Raw genomic sequence first — 19,175 nt, 5'->3', positions numbered from 1 at the left:
CAACGCGCTGACCTTGATTAAGTCAAGCGATTGATTTAATCGTTCTCCCGAGTACGGCGCCGAACCACTTTTCCGGCCGACGTCCCACCATCGACGCGCATCACCGTCCCGGTGACGTACCGCGACCGGTCGCCCGCCAGATACAACGCGGCCTCAGCCACGTCCTCGGGAGTTCCCTCCCTCTGCAGCGGCCGGTCGGCACGCATTTGAGCGCGGATCTTTTGCTCGAAGATCTCGAGTTCCTCGGGCGTCTTGCCGGAATTCGACGACGCCAGGATCGGCGTGGGTATGCTGCCCGGCGCGATGGCGTTGACTCGTACATCGAAGTGCGCCAACTCAATTGCCGACGATTGGGTGAACATGATCACCGCCGCCTTGGAGGCTCGGTACGTCATCACGCCACCGCCGGCCTGGATACCGCCGATCGACGACAGGTTGATGATCGACCCGCCGCCGCCCTTGGCCATCTCGCGCGCCGCGTCGCGGGTCCCGGCCATCACCCCCAGGACGTTGACCGACATGACCCGCTGGAAGTCGGCGAGGTCGTCATCGAGAAAGCTGCGGTGCATCTTGCTGGAGATTCCGGCGTTGTTGACCATCACGTCCAGGCCACCGAACGATTCGACCGCGCCCGCCACCAAGTCGGCGATCTTAGCGGGGTCGGAGACGTCGGTGGGCCGGAAGATCACCTCACCGCCCAGGCGGCTGGCGAGGCCTTCTCCGCGCTCACGGTCGACATCTGCGACCACCACCCGGGCGCCCTCTGCCGCGAACTTCTCGACAATCCCGGCGCCGATGCCCGAAGCGCCACCGGTGACGATCGCGACCTTGCCCAGCAGTTCGTTGACCATGTCGATGAGTTAATCGGCGCGGCGTCGGTTAAGTCAAGCGATTGATTTAGGGCTATCACCGCAGACTCGCAGCCCGTGATGCTAACTTCGGCTTCGTGAGCCGGTTAGTTAACCTGCGATTCTCATGGCGTTCACCGGGAGCCGCCACGCTGCCGTATGTCGGGACCGCGCCGTGCCCGGCCACCTGATCGCGTGAAATGGCCGTCGACCCGACCCAATCGAAGGAAATGAATTGAAACTCAACCGATTTGGCGCCGCGGTAGGTCTGCTGACCGCTGGCGCAGTGGTGCTGTCGGGCTGCGGGAGCAACAACGCACCGAACGAGGGGGGCACGAGCTCCAAAGCTTCCTCGGGGAACGTGCACTGCGGCGGTAAGCAGACGCTGAAAGCGAGCGGATCGACCGCTCAGGCCAACGCGATGGCGCGTTTCGTCAACGCCTTCGAGCAGGCATGCTCAGGTCAGACGTTGAACTACACGGCCAACGGATCCGGCGCCGGCATCAACGAATTCACGGGAAATCAGACTGATTTCGGCGGCTCGGATTCCCCGCTCAGCGAAGAGGAGCACGGCAAGGCGCAGCAACGCTGCGGGTCGCCGGCCTGGGATCTGCCGGTGGTGTTCGGACCGATCGCGGTGACGTACAACGTCACCGGCGTGAGCACGCTGAACCTGGACGGACCGACTGCGGCCAAGATTTTCAACGGCACGATCAAGACCTGGAACGATCCGGCGGTCGCGGCGCTGAACGCCGGTACCAGCCTGCCGGATCTGCCGATCCACGTGGTGTTCCGTAGCGACCAGTCCGGCACGACGGACAACTTCCAGAAGTATCTCGACGCCGCGTCCGACGGGGCCTGGGGTAAGGGCGCTGGTAAGTCGTTCAACGGCGGCGTCGGCGAGGGCGCCAAGGGCAACGACGGAACCTCGGCGGCCATCAAGAACACGCCAGGTTCGATCACCTACAACGAGTGGTCCTTCGCCCAGGCGCAGAAACTGAACATCGCCAAGATCGTCACGTCGGCGGGACCTGACCCGGTAGCGATCAGCGCGGATTCGGTCGGAAAGACCATCGCCGCGGCCAAGGTCAAGGGTCAGGGCAACGACTTGATCCTCGACACGCTGTCGTTCTACAAGCCGACGCAAGCCGGTGCGTACCCGATCGTGTTGGCAACGTACGAGGTCGTCTGTTCCAAGTACTCGGATGGTCAGGTCGGCACGGCGGTCAAGGCCTTCCTGCAGACCACCATCGGCGCGGGACAGACTGGTTTGGCGGACAACGGATACATCCCGATTCCCGAGTCCTTCAAGTCCAGGCTGTCGACCGCGGTTGACGCCATCGCCTGACGTCGGGCGATAAGTGTCGACAGCGCCCGCGCGCAGCGCCAGAAACGAAAGCAAGGCACGGGTCGGCGACCGGCTGTTCAAGTCGGCCGCCGCCCTGGCCAGTTCGACGATCACCATCGTGATCGGTTTGATCGCCGTTTTCCTTCTGGCGAAAGCGATTCCGGCGCTGCGCGCCAACCATGCGCACTTCTTCACCAGTGCGCAGTTCTCGACCACTGACGGCAGCAACCTGGCGTTCGGTATCCGCGACCTCTTCATGGTGACGCTGCTGAGTTCGCTGTGGGCCATGGTGCTGGCGGTGCCGATCGCGATCGGAATTGCGGTCTTTCTGACCCAGTACGCGCCCGCACGGCTGTCGCGTCCCTTTGCCGCCGTCATCGATTTGTTGGCCGCCGTCCCCTCGATCGTGTTCGGGCTCTGGGGGATCTTCGTGCTGGCCCCGCAACTCGCACCGGTCGAATCGCTGTTGAACCAGAAATTGGGCTGGTTCTTCCTGTTCAAGCCTGGCGATGTGTCACTGGCCGGCGGCGGCAACATCTTCACCGCGGGTGTGGTGCTTGCGGTGATGGTGTTGCCGATCATCACATCGGTGACACGGGAGGTGTTCCGGCAGACACCGACCAGTCACACCGAAGCCGCGCAGGCGCTCGGCGCGACCAAATGGGAAGTGGTGCGGATGACCGTGCTGCCGTACGGCCGCAGCGGTGCTGTGGCCGCGTCGATGCTCGGTTTGGGCCGCGCGCTGGGCGAAACCGTGGCAGTGCTGATCATCTTGCGCGCATCCGCGTCGGCCGGTCACTGGTCGCTGTTCGACGGCGGATACACATTCGCCTCGAAGATTGCCTCTGCGGCAAGCGAATTCAGTGCTCCACTGCCGACCGGTGCCTACATCTCGGCCGGCTTCGTGCTGTTCGTACTCACCTTCATCGTCAACGCGGCCGCACGCGGGATCGTCGGGAGGGCAGTCAAAGTATGAGCGCTCCGAGCCTCAGCCTTCCGGTCAAAAGCCCTGCGGTGTCCCGGATCAGCCTCAGCCGGCGAATCAAGAACAACGCAGCCGCACTCTTCTTCGTCGCGTCGTTCGCACTCGCCCTGGTGCCGCTGTTCTGGGTGCTGTGGATCGTCGTCGATCGGGGCTGGTACGCGATCACCCGGCAGGGCTGGTGGAGTCACTCACTGCGCGGAGTACTGCCGGAGCAGTTCGCCGGGGGGGTCTATCACGCTCTCTACGGCACGCTGGTCCAGGCGGCGGTAGCCGCAATCATCGCTGTCCCTTTGGGTTTCATGACCGCGGTATATCTGGCGGAGTACCGGTCCAGCCGGCTCGCCCGGTTCACCACCTTCATGGTCGACGTGCTGGCCGGGCTGCCGTCCATCGTCGCGGCGCTGTTCATCTTCAGCTTGTGGATCGCAACCTTCGGCTTCCAACAGAGTGCTTTCGCCGTGTCTCTGGCGCTGGTGTTGCTGATGTTGCCGGTCGTGGTGCGATCCACCGAGGAGATGCTTCGGCTGGTGCCCCAAGACTTACGAGAAGCCAGTTACGCGTTGGGGATTCCCCAGTGGAAAACCATCATGCGGATCGTTGTTCCCGTTGCGCTGCCGGGGATTGTCACCGGGGTGCTGCTGGCCATCGCACGGGTGATGGGCGAAACCGCGCCCGTCCTGGTGTTGGTGGGATACAGCAGGTCGATCAACTTCGACATCTTCCACGGCAACATGGCGTCGCTACCGCTGCTGATCTACTCAGAACTCAACAATCCCGAGCACGCCGGCTTTCTGCGGGTGTGGGGTTCGGCGCTGACGCTGATCATCGTTGTGGCCGTGGTCTATCTCGTCGCGACCCTGGCGAACCGGCTCATCACGTTGCGACGCCGCTGACCGTCCTGGCTTATCCGGAGCACCCGGCGACACGGAACTTCGTCACCCTGTCGTTGCCACGGTCGGCGATGTAGAGATTGCTGTCTTTGTCCAACGCCAACTGAAGCGGTGTGTTGAGGCCGTTGAGCGCCAACGGAGTTGGGGCGCCGCCGTTGGCCGCCAGTTTCACCACCTGGTTGTCGTCGTGCTCGCTGACGTAGATATCGCCGGCCGGGTTCACCACGATCCCCCAGGGCACGCTGGTCCCGGTGAACGGAAGCACGGTCTGCTCGTTGGCCCCGGGCGCCAGCTTCAGCACCCGGTTGTTGTCTGTGTCGGTGACGTAGACATTGCCGGCGTCATCGATCGCCACTCCGTCTGGGTTGTCGAGTCCGCTGAACGGAAGCACCTCGGGGGTCTTGGTGCCGGCGGGCAATTTCACCACCCGGTCGTTACCCCGATCAGCGACGTAGACGTTGCCGGACTTGTCGACTGCCACACCTTCCGGAAAACTCAGGCCGGTGAACGGCAGTTCCGTCTGAGTATTCGAGCCGGCCGCCATCATCACGACCCGATGGTTGAAGTCGGTGACGTACACCGCACCGGCCGAGTCGACGGCCAATCCCTGTGGCTGATACAGACCGGTGAACGGAAGCACCGCAGGCGTTTCCGACCCGGGGTTCAGTTTCACCACGCGGCCGTACATTCCCTGGTTGGTGACATAGACGGCGCCCGCGGAGTCGACTGCGACGCCGCCCGGCGACAGCCGGAAGTTGAGCCCGTTGAACGGCAACTCGTTTTGACCGCACGCCTCGGCTGCCGGGCCCTTGTCAGGCCGAAAGACGATGGCGGCGACGGTGGCCAGCAACACGGCGACCGCGGCGGCGCCCAGGATCATCAACAGCTTGCGTTTGCTGCGACGCTCGGGCTGGGGTTGAAAGTCCGGTTGGCGGGGGCGCGACGATGCCGGCGGCGAGGCAGCGGGCTGAGGCCCCCAGTTGCCTCCACCGGCGGGTGGCGACGTGCGCGCCGCGGGCGCAATGCCGGTGGGCGGCGAGGACCAATCTCCGCCTGCGGGCGGGGCTGAACGCCCTCCAGGAGCAATGCCAGTCGGCGGTGCGGCGTGCCCTCCGGTATTCGACCCGGTCGGCGGTGCGGCATAACCTCCGGTGTTGGATCCGGGGGGGGGTGCGGCGTAACCCCCGGTGCGGGATCCGGTGGGCGTTGATCGCCACCCCCCGCCACCCGCCAAGCCGGTCGGCGGTGAGCTCCACTGCCGGCTGCCGGGGTCGGAGAGCGACGGACTCGCCATGGTCTGCTCGGCCGCGGCGACATCGTTCTGCTGCAGAATGCTTTCCGCTTGGTGCTGCTCGGTGGTCGTCAACGCACGCAGAGCGGCATTGGCCAACTCGCCGGCGGTCCGGTATCGATCGGCGGGGTTTTTCGCCATGCCCCTGGCGACCACCTCGTCGAGCGCCGGCGGCACTCGCCCGGGCTGAAGCTGGCTGGGCCGCGGCGCGGGCTCCATGAGGTGGGAAGCAACCAGCCGCTCGACGCTCTCGCCGCGAAACGGTGGTGCCCCGATGAGGCATTCGCCGAGAACGCAGGCCAGCGAATAGATGTCGGACCGGTGCGTGACCTCGCTGTCGCTGAACCGCTCCGGGGCCATGTATCGATACGTTCCGACTGCCATCCCGACCTGCGTCACGCCGGCGTCCTCGCCCGAACGGGCGATGCCGAAGTCCACCAGGTAGGCGAAGTCGTCACCGGTGAGGAGGATGTTCTCCGGCTTCACATCACGGTGGGTGATGCCGCCGGCGTGCGCGGCGTCCAACGCTGCCGCGACCTGACGAACGATGGCCACCGCACGGGGTGGACTCAACGGTCCGGTGCGCTTCAGCACGTCGGCCAGACTCTCGCCGTCGATGAGCCGCATGTCCAGGTACAACTGGCCGTTGATCTCGCCGTAGTCGTGAATGGGCACCACGTGCGGTTCGGTCAACCGGCCGGCGGCGCCGGCCTCGCGTTGCATCCGGGAGCGATAAGCGGGGTCGTCGGAGAATTCCTGCGATATCAGTTTGAGCGCGACAACCCGGCCCTTACGCGTGTCCTCTGCTTCGTAGACCTCGCCCATGCCGCCGCGTCCCAGCGCTCGGTTCAGGCGGTAGGGACCGAACCACGACCCCACCCGCGAACCCTGTTGACCATTGCTCACTGTCGACGCTCCATCACGAGATCCCGTTCACCGCAGCGGAAAGTTTCGACTGAAACGAGCTCGGCATCGGGATGTATCCGTATTGATCCAGGCCGGTTTGGCCGGCGCCGATGGTGGCCTGCATGAAAGCCTTCACCGCCGCACCCGTCGACGCATCCGGGTACTTCGAGCAGACGATCTCGTAGGTGGCCAACACAATCGGGTAGGCGCCGGACTGGGACGGCTTGTAGAAGGACGACGTGTCCACGACCAGGTCGTTGCCTTGTCCGGCGAACTTCGCGCCGGCGATCGTCTTGCCGACCGACTCGGGCGTGATCGTCACCGGATCCGGACCGGCCGACGTCACGATCTGCGCCATGCTCAACTGGTGGCCGACCGCGAATGACCATTCGTTGTAGGTGATCGACCCGTTGGTCGATTTCAGTGCGGCCGAGGTGCCTTCGTTCCCGGTCGCACCCTGGCCGACGCCGCCTTCGAACGTCTCGCCGGTGCCTTTGCCCCACGCGCCGTCCGAGGCTGCATCGAGATACTTCTGAAAGTTGAAGGTAGTACCGGATTTATCGCCGCGGAACACGACATTGATCGGCGCCGCAGGAAGATTCGCACCCGAGTTGAGATTCTTGATCGCCGGATCGTTCCACACGGTGATCGCGCCGTTGAAGATCTTCGCGGCCGTCGGACCGTCGAGGTTCAGCGTCGAGACGCCTTCGAGGTTGTAGGTCACCGCGATAGGTCCGAACACCGCGGGCAGATCCCAGGCGGGAGAACCGCAGCGCTGCTGCGCCTTGTCGGGTTCACCCTTCGCCGCGTCCAGCGGCCGGTCCGAGCCGGCCAGGTCTGTCACGTTGCTGAGGAACTGCTGGACGCCGGTGCCCGAACCGTTGGCCTTGTAGTCCAGGGTCAACCCCGGGCAGGCGCGAATGTAGGCGTAGACGAATTGCTCGATCGCATTGGTCTGTGCGGTCGAGCCGCTGGCCAGAAGCTTCTTCTTACCGCCACAGTCCACCGGTACCGGTGGGGGTCCGGTCCCCGACGACGAGTTCGCGGTGTTCTTGCCGCCGCCACACGCCGACACCACCAAAACAGCCACCAACAGCGCGCTGAGCGCCGCAATACATCGGCTGACCTTCACCTGGCTCCCCTGCATTTCGTCGGGTCGGACGCGCGAACTATCGGTTACTGGACGCCGAGCCTACCGTTAACAGCAGGCCGCGTGCGTCTTAATAGCAGATGAATGGCGCTTTCGTACCTCGCCCGCGACGGCGGCTCAGCGCTGAATCGAACCCAGGAATTCGAGCAACACCGTGTTCACCTCGACCGGTCGTTCGAGTTGCGGACAGTGACCCGCTCCCTCGATGACCACCGATCGGCCGTGCGGCAGCTGGTCGGCGATTTCCTTGGCCCAACCCGGCGGTAGCAGCTTGTCGCAGGAGCCCTCGATCACCAGCGTGGGCACTGCCACTCGTTCGTAGGCGCGTTTGCTCGACGGCGGCGGCGGCGGTTCCGCGCCGGGACGACGGAAGCGGGCGGCGGCGAGGCTCTCCCACGCTCCGGGGGCGATGCTCGAGTCGTACCGGCGCCGGACATAGGCCTCGTCGGCCGAATACTTCGAGTCGTGGAACAGCGCCTCGACGATCCGGCGCATCGCCGGCAGGGTGGCGTCGTAGTCGTACAGCGCGGTCATGTACTGGTTGCGCTGGATCTCACCGCCGCCGCAGATGGCCACCAAGCTCCGCATCGGTAACACCGGCGAGTCCGCGGTGGCGTCGACGAGCAGATTGATGGCGCCCATCGAGTTGCCGACGAAGTGCGCCGAGGAGATGCCGAGCTCGTCACAGAACCGCGCCAGATGGCGGATCCGCATGCCACGGCCGTCGTTGAAATCGATGACCTTGGCCGACTGGCCGAAACCCAGCATGTCGGGCGCCAGCACCCGGTACCGCTCGGCGAGCGCGGATATTGTCTCTTCCCAACCAATTTCGGCGCTGACCCCGAATTCCCCACCGTGCAGCAGGATCACCGGATCACCGTCGCCGGCTTCGAGGTAGTGGGTGACCAGGCCGTCGACGGTCGTCGTGATGGACTCCATCGAACGCTCCTACTTGATCGCGATGGGGTTGACCGGAGAGCCGACCGCGCCGGTGAATCTCAGGGGCGGCGCGACGAGTTGGAACTCGTACACCCCGTCCGCAGCGCAGTCCGCGGCCAACGCGTTGAGATCCCAGTACTCGCCGAGCATCAGGCCCATGTCCCGCAGGCACAGCATGTGCATCGGCAGCAGTGTCCCCTGCACGCCGGATATCGGGTCTTCGACCATCAAGTTGTCGGCGGCCACCGCGGCGATGTCGTGGTCGTGCAACCAGGACGCGCACTGCCAGTCCAGCCCGGAGCCGGGTTCAGCCCCGCTTCCGGTCTCCAGAAACCTTGCCCACCAACCGGTTCTGACCAAGACGATGTCGCCAACTCCGATGGACACGCCTTGCGCCCGGGCCACGTCGTCCAGCTCGCCCGGGGTGATCGGGTTGCCGAGCTCGATGAAAGTCTGGACACCACGATGGCGGACGACGTCGAGCAGCACACCGCGCGAGGTGATGCCCTTGCCGTCGACTTTGTCGATGCCGCAATGCCGCGCGCCGAAGCTGGTCACCGAGTCGGCCGGAAAACCGTTGTAGAGCTTGTCCTCGTAGTAGACGTGCGCGAGTGCATCCCACTGGGTGGCGCACTGCAGCGGCATGACGATCATGTCGTCGTTGAACCGGAACAGGTCGTCCTGGAAATACTTGCCCATTTCCTGCGCACCTGGATTGCCGACCCAGCCGGGACCGAAGTTCGGTAGCGAGTACGCGTCGCCGCCGTCCACCGTCATCGTGTGAATCGGGTTGTGCCGGAACTTGAATGCACCCTGCGGACCCGACGACCCGAAGTCGACACCCAATGGGAACACCTTGCCGTGTCTGACCAGACTGGCCGCTTCGGCGACCTTGTCGGCGGTGATGAAGTTCAGCGTTCCGAGCTCGTCGGCGTCTCCCCACCGACCCCAGTTGGACACCTCGCCGGACACCCGGCGAAAGTCGGTCAGGTCAGCCACAGTGCTTACCTCTCCTCGAGCTCGCGTGCGATCGCGGCGCCGAGATTGCCGCCGTCGACCCACAGCACCTGACCCGAAACATAGCTGGCGGCGGGGCTATTCAGAAACACCAGCGCCGCCGCCTGCTCCTCCGGTTCAGACACCCGACCCAGCGGCTTGGGGATGTCATCGAGGAAATTCTGCCCGTAGGCGCCGCGGAGCTGGTCGAGGATGGGCGTCTCGGTGACGCCCGGCCCGGTGCAGTTGATCCGGATGCCTCGGCTGCCCAGCTTCTCGGTCTGGCTCATGGTGTACAGGATGATCGCTTCCTTGGACAACCGGTAGCCCCCGTCGGCAAGCGCGTCGGGATTGGCGTTGCACCAATCGATTCCGTCCGAGATCGTCTTGGTCTTCAGCAACCCGCCGGTGATCCGTTGGTTCTGCCGATATTCCCTGGCCGCCAACGACGAGACGCTCACGACCGACGACCCGGCGGGCATCTTGCGCACCAGCGCCTCGGCGGCGTGCCGCAACCCGAGGAAGTTGACGGTCACGACCAGCAGCGGGTCTCCGATACCGGAGGAGACGCCGGCGACGTTGAACAGCGTGTCCACTCGTTCGCCCACCGCTGCCACACCGCGATCGATCGACTCGGGATCAGTCAGGTCGACGGCGTAGAACTCCGCGATCTCGTGGGCGGCCGGCTGTTTGTCCAACCCGATGACGTGCGCGCCCAATTCCGTGAGCTGCCGGACCACGTGTGCCCCGATGCCCGACGAGCAGCCGGTGACGACCGCACGGCGTCCGTCATAGCGCCACAGCTCGTCGATCCGCGCTGACAACTACTGCTTCGACTCGTCTTTGAGCCGCTGCGCGGCCTGGACCCGACCTTCGTTGATCTCGGCCATCGCCTCGGGAATCTCACTCGCGGTGAAGTTTCCGCCGCGGCCGGTGGGCAGGCCACCGAAGGAGTAGTTCTCGTCGAACGTCGGCGCGGTGGGCTCCAGACGGCGTGCCTCGATCTTCTCGATGACCGGCTCCAGCCGTTTCGCCTTCTCGGCCACCGCCCTCTTGTCCCGCTCGATGAATTCGGGCAGCACCTCTTTGCCCATCAGCTCGATGGACTCCATGGTGCCCTCGTGGCTGCGCGGATTGAGCAGCAGGATGATCTCGTCGACTCCGCTCTCCTCGTAACCACGCAGGAATTCCCGGACGGTGGCCGGCGAACCGATCGCTCCGCGTCCCGGCCCGTAGGCCAGCGTCGGATCCTTCTCGCACTCTTCGAGATAGCGATCCCAGACTCCGGTTCGGCCGGGGGTGTGTACGCCGGTCATGTAGTAGTGCATGATGCCGAACGAGAAGAACCCGCCGCCCATGCCGAGGCGCTGGACAGCCTGCTCGTCGGTCTTGGCCACCATCATCGATAGATCGCCGCCGATCGCGAGGATGTTCGGGTTGATGGCCGGAGTGACGGGTACGCCCACCTCCTCGAGGTGCTTGTAGTAGCCGTTCACCCGCTCGGTCAAGGGGCCCGGGCCGGTATAGGCGAAACTCAGTGCGCCGAGGCATTTTTCAGCCGCCATCTGCACCGAGGCCGGACGGGTGCAGGCGACCCATACCGGCGGGTGCGGCTTTTGCAGCGGCTTCGGGACAACGTTGCGGGCCGGCATCTCGATGTGCTCGCCCTTGAATCCGGTGAAAGGCTCTTCGGTCATGCAGCGGATCGACACCTCGAGCGCCTCTTCCCACTGCGCGCGCTTGTCGGCCGGGTCGATGTTGAAGCCGCCGAGCTCGCCGATCGACGATGATTCGCCGGTGCCGAATTCGACCCGGCCGTCCGAGATCAGGTCCAAGGTGGCGATGCGCTCGGCGACCCGGGCCGGGTGGTTGACCGCGGGCGGCAGATGCATGATGCCGAACCCCAGCCGAATGTCCTTGGTGCGCTGGCTGGCTCCGGCCAAGAACATCTCCGGCGCGGTCGAGTGACAGTACTCCTCGAGGAAGTGGTGCTCGGTCAGCCAGACCGTGGAGAAGCCGGCCTTGTCGGCGGCTTCGACCTCATCGAGGCAGTCCTTGAGCAGGATGTGCTCATCGTCGTCCGACCACGGGCGGGGCAGAGCGAATTCGTAGAACAGTGAGATCTTCAACTGGTACCTCCCGGAACAATTGATTGAGTTGAGCTCTGGCTGATGAGGTGTTTGGCCGCGACGTAACCGAAGGTCATGGCCGGTCCGATGGTGGCGCCGGCGCCGGCGTAACTGCGGCCCATGACCGCCGCCGAGGCGTTGCCGACCGCGTAGAGGCCGTTGACGACGGTGTCGTCGCCGCGCAGCACCCGGGCGAACTCGTCGGTACGCAGACCACCCGAGGTGCCCAGGTCGCCCAGCACCATCCGGAATGCGTAGTAGGGCGGTTTGCCCAGCGGGTACAAGTTGGGATTGGGCAGCGTGGGGTCGCCGTAGTAGTTGTCGTACACGCTGTCACCGCGGTTGAAGTCGTCATCGTGGCCCTTGAGCGCGAGCGCGTTGAATCGTGTGGCGGTGCAATGTAGTTCGGCGGCAGGTACACCGATCTTGTCGGCGAGCTCGTCCCAGCTGCCGGCCGCCTTGACCACTCCGGATTCCAGCCAGGCTTTGGGAATACGCCGGCCGGTGGGAACCGGCGCAAATGGGATTTTGGGGATCGGCAGATGGCCGGCGACCACGTACTTGAGGAAGGACCGCCGGTCGGTGATGAGCCAGCACGGAATGTGGGTGACGCCCGACTCCTGGCCTTCGATCATCGCGTGACCGAAGTCCATGTACGGGGCCGCCTCGTTGATGAATCTCTTACCCGCACCGTTGACGATGAACTGTGACGGCATCATCCGCTCGTTGAGCATGAATTGCATTCGGCCGTCCGGCCATTGGATAGCCGGAAACCACCAGGCCTCGTCCAGCAGGTCGGCGGCGGCGCCCACCTGCTGGCCGGCCCGGATCCCGTCGCCGGTGGCTGCCGGGTTGCCGAAGCTCCAGTCCTGGTCCACGGTCGGTTGGTGCTCTTTACGCCAGGCCATGTCGTGGTCGAAGCCGCCGCTCGCCACGATCACACCGCGACTGGCTCCGATCCGTTGCGGCGTACCGTCTTTCACGACGACAGCACCGACCACCGATCCATCGGCGGTGGTGAGCAGCTGCGTCATCGGCGCATTCAGCCACAGCGGGATACCCCGGTCTCGCATTGCCAGCCGTAGGCGTGCGGCCAGCGACTGACCGATCGCCGCCATCCGGTCGCCGAAGACGCGCGCCCGGATCATCCGCCACACCAGCTTGACCAGAACGCCCTTGCCCGCCCAGGACTGGCGGACCTGATAGAAGGACCGGAGCTCTTTGGGGCCCAACCAGATTCCTCGCGGGGCCAGGGCAAGTGGGGTCAGCAGATTCCGCTCGTCCTCACCCAGGGTGCGCAGATCAATGGGCGGGACGTTGATCGTGCTGCCGAGTTCGGAACCGCCAGGCATTTCCGGGTAGTAGTCGGCATAGCCTGGCTTCCAGACGAATTCGAGCCACGGGCTGAGCTTTTCCAGAAAGTCCATCATGTCCGGCGCCGACTCGACGTATTGGCGGATTCGCGCGTCGCTCACCAATCCGTCCGTGATCCGCCGCAGGTAGTCGACGACCTTGTCGGGCGGTGGCGTGTAGCCCGCGCGACGCTGTGCCGGTGCGCCCGGGACCCAGATTCCGCCGCCGGACAAAGCAGTAGAACCGCCGAACTGGCTGGACTTCTCCACGACCAAGGTGGTCAGCCCGGAGGCCTCCGCGGCCAGAGCAGCGGTCATGCCGCCCCCACCCGAGCCGACGATCAGGACATCCACGACGCTGTCGAAGGCTTCCTCGATCTGGCGCCGCTCCTCCCCATCGCTGCGCTCTGCATCGTCGCCGGCGCGTGTCACGACGACACCGCCGTTCGGACGGCGAAACCGGCGATCAATTCCGGCGCCGGTTTGTAGTAGCGCAGACCCGTCTCGTAGGGTCCGGACGCCGCCAATGCTGCGAATGCCGCTACCCAAGTGCGGATTTCGTGCGCGGAGTTTCCACCCTCACCGGCGATGAACGCATTCGACCACTTGTCCAACTCGTCGAGCCGGCCGCTGTCGACGATCTCGAGGAACTTCTGGTCGAAGTCGGGGTTGAGTGGTCGCAAGTCGCTGTCGCCGCCGGCGAATCTCCTGGCTGCTTCGATCACGGCGGTCTGACGTGCCGAGCGTTGCTCGGGGGTCATCGGTCGTCCGTGCACTATCCGCTCCACGATCTGCGGAGTCGCGGTGGCCAGGGTCGGCACCGGTGGATCATGCGACAGTCCACCGGATCCCACCACCAGCACCCGCTTGTCCAGGGTCGCCAGATAGCTGCCGACCGCGGTGCCGAGGGTGCGGCAGCGGTGCAGAGGACCCAACGGGGTGGCGACCGAGTTGATGAAGATCGGGATCATCGGTCGCGCCTTCGCGCTACCGAACAGTTTCTCCAGCGGTTGAACGGTGCCGTGGTCGACATCCATGTTTGCCGAGACCGCCACGTCGACACCGGCCGACAGAACGGCTTGCGCGCACGCGACCGCGACGGCTTCGGGAACATCCAGCGGGCCTTTGTGGGTGCCGTAGTCGCCGACCCCCTGCGCGTCGGTGCCGATACAGAAGGGCGGCATCGTCCGATAGAAGAACCCGTTGTAGTGATCCGGCGCGAAGATGACGACGATCTCCGGATCGAAGTCGGCGACGAAATCTCTTGCCTGCGTGAGTGCGGTGTCGATGTCGTCAAGCAGGCCCTGCGACGGCCCGGGCAGATTGAGCAGCGGGCTGTGGGACATGCAGCAGAGAGCTAGGGGCACTGTGAGATTCACCGCCCCCCGATGTCAAAGTGAGGACGTCGAAAAGCGAAGCGCTCAACTCGGGGGCGAGTTGAGCGATGCACGCGCCAGCGATACAGCGATCGGGTCGCAGGAACAGCACGGATTCCTGGTGGGCGTCGAACCATGCTTTGAGTCGGCCGGTCCGGTCACCGATCACCGTCACATCGGGGTCGTCATCGCCATCCCAATGCAGTTGGGTGAGGGGCCTCGCTGCGACGAGCTTCGCCCCCAAGGCCTGCCAATCGGCAAATGCCTTGGCACCAAGAATCTCCCGGGGATTGTTGTTCCAGCACACGATGGCGAACCCATCGCCCAGCACATCGTCGAGCAGGAGATCCTGGTGCTCGCGGGTGTCCACCCGGGGTTGCACGAACAGCGTGCCGACAGGTGAATCGGGTCGGCGTGGTTCGGGGTGCACCACCGCTCCCTGTTCGTAGCGCGGCATCGGCTTGAACCGCATCTCGAGCACATATCGCTTGAGCGAGGGCACAATCGACGCCGATCGGATCAACAGGTCACGCGCCGCGGCGACGCGTCGGTTGGTCGGCGAGATGACGCGACCCACCATGGTGGACAGATCGATCATCGCCCGCGCGTGTTTACGGCGTTCGACATCGTAGGTGTCGAGCAGCGCGTCTCCGGCGTAGCCGTTCACCACGGCGGCGAGCTTCCAGCCCAGGTTCGTCGCGTCGCGGATGCCGCTGTTGTAGCCCTGCCCCTGCCACACCGGCATCAGGTGCGCGGCGTCCCCGGCGAGCAGCAGTCGGCCTTTGCGAAAGGCGCCGGCGATCCGGGAGTGATGGGTGTACAGCCGGTGGCGGATCACATCGACTCGGTCGGGGTGCGGAACCATCGACGCCAGCATCGCGGTGAGGAAGGCCGGGTCTTCGGCCTGCTCGTCGGTCTCGTCGGCGTGAATCATGAACTCGAACCGGCGAATTCCGTGCGCGATCGAGATCGAGGCGTAGGGCCGGGCCGGGTCGGCGCCGACTTCGCTGTTCGGATGGCCGAGTGGATCGTTGGCGATGTCGACCACCAGCCAGCGGGTCGGCGAGGTGGTGCCGTCGAAGGAGACGCCCATCAGCCGGCGGGTGGCACTTCGGCCGCCGTCGCATCCGACGACATAGCGGGTGCGCACACTTTCGCGCCCGCCTCCGTCATCGAGTTCGACGATCACCGCGTCGCGCGCCTCGGCGTAGGCCGCCATCGCTCGACCCCACCGAACCTCGACGTGCCCGAAGCGGTCCAGCCCGCGCAGCAGCTCGGCGTCGACCAGCGGCTGGACGAAACCGTTGCGCTTGGGCCAGCCGAAACACGCGTCAGGAGGTGCCATTTCGGCAAGCACTCGGCGCTTGGCGTCGACGAATCGCAGGATCTGGTTGGGGACGGTATGCGGAAGGACGCGGTCGACCAACCCGATCGATTGGAAGGTGCGGAGTGACTCGTCGTCGAGGCCGACCCCGCGCGGATAATCGATCAGGGTGTCGCGCTCTTCCACCACCAGCGTGCTGACACCCTGCAGGCCAAGGATATTGGCCAAGGTCAAGCCGACCGGTCCCGCGCCGACGACGACGACGTCGACGTCTACTTCCTGGTCTTCGTGGATGCTGTCCACCGTCAACGTCCCAACAGGAAGTCGATGTGCAGGCGGTCGAACGTCTTGGTGTCCTCGTATTGCGGCCAGTGCCCGCAACCGGACATCACCTCGAAACGGGCGCCGGGGATCATCGAGGCGATCCGTCGGCCTTCGGTGGCGTCGGCGGTGGGATCGTCACTGGTCCACAGCACCAAGGTGGGCGCGGTGATCGAACCGTATTCCTTGGGGCCCAGCAGGTTACGCGCCCGGATCTCCGGATCCTGCAACGCCATGATGTCGCTCATCGCGGCGGCGAAGCCCGGCTGGCGGTACACCCGCTGGCGGCTGGCGACGAGGTCGTCGTAGTCCTTGGACTTGTCGGCCATCAACCACTTGATGCGCGCCTGCACAGTGTCCCAGGTCGGGTTCTCCGCTGCCGCCATCGACAGCGTGATGATCCGCTTCATCACCTCGGGATCGGCCTGCGAACCGCCCGCGGTGTTGAGCACCAGCCGGTCGACCTTCTCGGGATGATCGACCGCGGCTCGGGACACCACCCAACCGCCGAGCGATTCACCGGACAGATGGGCGCGGTCGATGCCGATGGCAGCCATGAATGCGAACAGGTGGTCGAGGTAGTGCCGAATCTCCAACGGGTGACCGGGTTTATCGGTGTAACCGTGGCCCAGCATGTCGATCGCCCACGTCGAGAAGTGCTCGGCGTGGGCTTCCAAATTGCGCACGTACGCCTCAGCGTGACCTCCACTTCCGTGCAGCAGTATCAAAGGCGGCTTGCTGTCGTCGCCGGCGTGCAGGTAGCGGGTTCGCACGCCGCCGGCATCCAGGTAGCCCTGCACGAATGGGACACCTTGGAGGTCACTCCACACGCTTTCGTGCTCGGCCACCGGTTCCTCTCTTGCCTGTGCGCGGAAATCTTGTTCTCGTCTGGCGCCAACAGTATGTGCTAAAATCGCACACTAATGTGCACTATGTATAGAGCATCACTCTCTACGGAGTGTCTGTCAAGCAAGATTGCGGGCCGCTGACATGGGCGATGTCCCGACCACGACCGCGCCCGGCTCTCAGACGCTGGCCCGTGGGCTCAATGCTCTTCAGCAGGTGGCCGAGGCTCCTGCGGGTCTGACCGTGCAGCAGGTGGCCGACGCGATCGGCGTGCATCGGACGATTGCCTATCGTCTGCTCGCCACGCTGGCCCAATTTCGATTCGTCGCCAAAGGCGAGGACGGCCGGTATCGGCCGGCCGCCGGCCTGGCGTTGCTCGGTGCGTCGTTCGACCGGAACGTACGGCAGCTGAGCGTGCCGATCCTTCGGACGCTGGCTGATGAGCTGGGCACCACGGTGTCGCTGCTGGTGGCCGAGGGAGATCAGCAGGTGGCCGTCGCGGTGATCGTCCCGACGCAGGTCCCCTACCAACTGGCTTTCCACGAAGGCAGCCGCTACCCGCTCGACCGGGGCGCCGCGGGCATCGCCCTGCTGGCCAGCTTGCCGCCGCGGCCCGACGAGCGCGACCTGGTGGCGAGCGCCCGCGAGCAGGGTTGGGTGATCACGCACGGCGAGATCGAGCCGAACACTTACGGATTGGCGGTTCCGGTACACCGCGATCTGCCTTCACCGCCGGCCTGCATCAATTTGATCTCCCACCGCGAGGACGTGGTGATGCGCGGCAAAGACGCAGTTGTCAATGCAGCCAAGGAATTATCGGCAATCCTCAACTGAGCGGGACAGGAAGGAATTCGGAGCTTATGCCGTCTTGGGACCATGAAGTCGACGTCGTCGTTCTCGGCAGCGGCGGTGCCGCGCTGGCGGCGGCGCTGACGGCCGTCTCCAACGGTGCCTCGGTCGCGGTGTACGAGAAGGCAGCGACTGTCGGCGGCACCACCGCGGTTTCCGGTGGTGTGGTCTGGATCCCGGCGCACAACCGCTCTCCCGACGGCGATTTGTCGGTCGACGACGCGCTCAGCTATCTGCGGGCGCAGGCGCTCGGATCGATGGACGACGCGCTGGTCGAGACTTTCGTCCGAACCGGTCCGGCGATGCTCGACTTCATCGAGGGACACAGCAGCCTGCGCTTCGACATCGCCACGGGTTTCCCGGATTACAAGCCCGAGCTACCCGGCGGTCAACCAGGCGGAGGCCGGTCGCTGAGCGCCGCTCCCTTTGACCTCAACCAGCTCGGCGAGTGGCGTGACCGCATCACGGCGTTCCCGCAGGACTGGTCGAACGTCGGGTTCGACGCCGAGACGCGGGCCCGGCTGTACGCCGGTGGTGACCCGAACGCCGACCTCTGCGTGGCGGGCACCGCGCTGATCGCGGGCCTGCTCAAGGGACTGCTGGACGCCGGTGTCGCGCCCCGGACTCAGGCCCGCGCCGAGGAGCTGATCACCGACGGAGGCCGGATCGTCGGGGCCCGGATCGACGCCGACGGTCGGCGGATGACCGTGCAGGCCCGTCGCGGTGTGATCCTGGGGACCGGCGGATTCGAATGGGATCCCAGCCTGGTCAACGCTTTTCTGCGTGGCCCCATGCATGGCGCGGTCTCGCCGCCCAACAACACCGGCGACGGACTGCGGATGGTGATGGCCCACGGGGCCGACCTGGCCAACATGGGCGAGGCCTGGTGGGTGCCGATCGTGCAGATCCCGGGCGACACGATCAACGGGCATCAGCGCAGCCGCAGCGTGCGACTGGAGCGGACGCGGCCGCGCAGCATCATCGTCAATCGGCTCGGCAAGCGGTTCGTCAACGAAGCCTGCGACTACAACTCGATGGCGGGAGCGTTTCACTATCTCGACCCTCGCGAGGGTTACGTCAACGACCCGGCCTGGATTGTGTTCGACTCACAGCACCTCAAGCGGTACGGATTCCTGGGTGTCGACCCCGACGGCCCGATACCGGATTGGTTCTGTGAGTCGGCTGATCTCGACGAGTTGGCCGCCAAGACCGGCATCGCGATCGATGGGCTCACTCGCACCATCGAACAGTGGAACCACCACGTGGACGATGGCATCGATCCCGACTTCGGCCGTGGCTCAAGCGCTTACGACGGTTATTGGGGCGACGAACACGCGACCACCCTGGCCGGCAAGACGCTCGGCGCAATCGACACCGCACCCTTCTTCGCGGTCCCGGTGTCGGTCGGCGCCATGGGCACCAAGGGCGGCCCGCGCACCGACCGCGACGGGCGCGTCCTACATGTCAGCGGCGAGCCGATCCCGGGGCTGTTCGCCGCCGGTAACGCCATGGCTGGAGTGACCGGACGCGCCTACGGTGGTGCCGGCGGAACCATCGGTCCGGCAATGGTTTTCGGCTATCGGGCAGGCCACGCCGCCGCAACCGGAACCTCGGTCGACTAACCG

Annotated in this window: 16 protein-coding genes; 5 read left to right on the top strand and 11 right to left on the bottom strand. The window is 65.3% G+C overall.

Going from position 1 to position 19,175, the window contains the following annotated elements; translation table 11 throughout:
- Nucleotides 1-35: 35 nt before the first annotated feature.
- The gene (locus ACZYW1_RS15005; protein ID WP_463786946.1) at nt 36-851 is read right to left on the bottom strand and encodes an SDR family NAD(P)-dependent oxidoreductase; all 816 of its coding nucleotides are present in this window, start codon (nt 849-851) and stop codon (nt 36-38) included.
- A gap of 232 nt (nt 852-1,083) precedes the next feature.
- On the opposite strand from ACZYW1_RS15005, the gene pstS (ACZYW1_RS15000) reads away from it, so the two are divergent.
- The 3 genes from pstS (ACZYW1_RS15000) to pstA are packed head-to-tail and all read left to right on the top strand — an operon-like array spanning nt 1,084 to nt 4,074.
- Complete coding sequence (pstS, locus tag ACZYW1_RS15000) at nt 1,084-2,196, top strand: phosphate ABC transporter substrate-binding protein PstS (RefSeq protein ID WP_463786945.1); 1,113 nt, start codon at nt 1,084-1,086, stop codon at nt 2,194-2,196.
- A gap of 13 nt (nt 2,197-2,209) precedes the next feature.
- Entirely contained in the window at nt 2,210-3,172 is a 963-nt protein-coding gene (pstC, locus tag ACZYW1_RS14995; protein WP_463786942.1) for a phosphate ABC transporter permease subunit PstC, read from the top strand.
- On the top strand, nt 3,169-4,074 hold the full coding sequence (pstA, locus tag ACZYW1_RS14990) for a phosphate ABC transporter permease PstA (protein WP_463786940.1): 906 nt from the start codon (nt 3,169-3,171) through the stop codon (nt 4,072-4,074). Before pstC ends, pstA begins: the two co-directional genes overlap by 4 nt.
- Nucleotides 4,075-4,084: 10 nt before the next feature.
- On the opposite strand, the gene ACZYW1_RS14985 is transcribed toward pstA, so the two are convergent.
- The 10 genes from ACZYW1_RS14985 to ACZYW1_RS14940 all read right to left on the bottom strand — a co-directional run bounded on the left by ACZYW1_RS14985 (nt 4,085) and on the right by ACZYW1_RS14940 (nt 16,703).
- Nucleotides 4,085-6,268 (bottom strand): serine/threonine-protein kinase PknD, encoded by a 2,184-nt coding sequence (locus tag ACZYW1_RS14985; protein WP_463786938.1) that lies wholly within the window; start codon nt 6,266-6,268, stop codon nt 4,085-4,087.
- Between the two features lie 13 nt (nt 6,269-6,281).
- Nucleotides 6,282-7,415, bottom strand: coding sequence for a phosphate ABC transporter substrate-binding protein PstS (pstS, locus tag ACZYW1_RS14980; RefSeq protein ID WP_463786936.1), 1,134 nt, complete (start codon nt 7,413-7,415; stop codon nt 6,282-6,284).
- A gap of 120 nt (nt 7,416-7,535) precedes the next feature.
- On the bottom strand, nt 7,536-8,357 hold the full coding sequence (locus ACZYW1_RS14975; protein ID WP_463786935.1) for an alpha/beta fold hydrolase: 822 nt from the start codon (nt 8,355-8,357) through the stop codon (nt 7,536-7,538).
- 9 nt (nt 8,358-8,366) lie between these two features.
- Nucleotides 8,367-9,356 carry a cyclase family protein gene (locus tag ACZYW1_RS14970; protein WP_463786933.1) on the bottom strand — a complete coding sequence of 330 codons (990 nt, stop codon included), beginning with the start codon at nt 9,354-9,356 and terminating at the stop codon, nt 8,367-8,369.
- A gap of 5 nt (nt 9,357-9,361) precedes the next feature.
- Nucleotides 9,362-10,177, bottom strand: coding sequence for a coniferyl-alcohol dehydrogenase (locus ACZYW1_RS14965; RefSeq protein ID WP_463786930.1), 816 nt, complete (start codon nt 10,175-10,177; stop codon nt 9,362-9,364).
- The gene (locus ACZYW1_RS14960; RefSeq protein WP_463786929.1) at nt 10,178-11,482 is read right to left on the bottom strand and encodes an LLM class flavin-dependent oxidoreductase; all 1,305 of its coding nucleotides are present in this window, start codon (nt 11,480-11,482) and stop codon (nt 10,178-10,180) included.
- Nucleotides 11,479-13,212, bottom strand: coding sequence for an FAD-binding protein (locus tag ACZYW1_RS14955; protein ID WP_463787838.1), 1,734 nt, complete (start codon nt 13,210-13,212; stop codon nt 11,479-11,481). The genes ACZYW1_RS14960 and ACZYW1_RS14955 overlap by 4 nt, the downstream gene beginning before the upstream one ends.
- A gap of 50 nt (nt 13,213-13,262) precedes the next feature.
- Nucleotides 13,263-14,180 (bottom strand): 3-carboxyethylcatechol 2,3-dioxygenase, encoded by a 918-nt coding sequence (locus ACZYW1_RS14950; RefSeq protein ID WP_463786927.1) that lies wholly within the window; start codon nt 14,178-14,180, stop codon nt 13,263-13,265.
- Nucleotides 14,128-15,837 (bottom strand): bifunctional 3-(3-hydroxy-phenyl)propionate/3-hydroxycinnamic acid hydroxylase, encoded by a 1,710-nt coding sequence (locus tag ACZYW1_RS14945; protein ID WP_463786925.1) that lies wholly within the window; start codon nt 15,835-15,837, stop codon nt 14,128-14,130. Before ACZYW1_RS14945 ends, ACZYW1_RS14950 begins: the two co-directional genes overlap by 53 nt.
- Nucleotides 15,838-15,839: 2 nt before the next feature.
- Entirely contained in the window at nt 15,840-16,703 is an 864-nt protein-coding gene (locus ACZYW1_RS14940) for an alpha/beta fold hydrolase (protein ID WP_463786924.1), read from the bottom strand.
- A gap of 142 nt (nt 16,704-16,845) precedes the next feature.
- Here ACZYW1_RS14940 and ACZYW1_RS14935 point away from each other — a divergent pair, with 142 nt between their 5' ends.
- Nucleotides 16,846-17,535: an IclR family transcriptional regulator gene (locus tag ACZYW1_RS14935; protein ID WP_463786923.1), complete on the top strand. Its 690-nt coding sequence runs from the start codon at nt 16,846-16,848 to the stop codon at nt 17,533-17,535.
- A gap of 26 nt (nt 17,536-17,561) precedes the next feature.
- Nucleotides 17,562-19,172 (top strand): FAD-binding protein, encoded by a 1,611-nt coding sequence (locus ACZYW1_RS14930; RefSeq protein WP_463786921.1) that lies wholly within the window; start codon nt 17,562-17,564, stop codon nt 19,170-19,172.
- The last annotated feature ends 3 nt before the right edge of the window (nt 19,173-19,175 follow it).

This window comes from Mycobacterium sp. IDUB_36, assembly GCF_055419225.1.
This window is presented reverse-complemented; position numbering and strand designations above follow the sequence as displayed.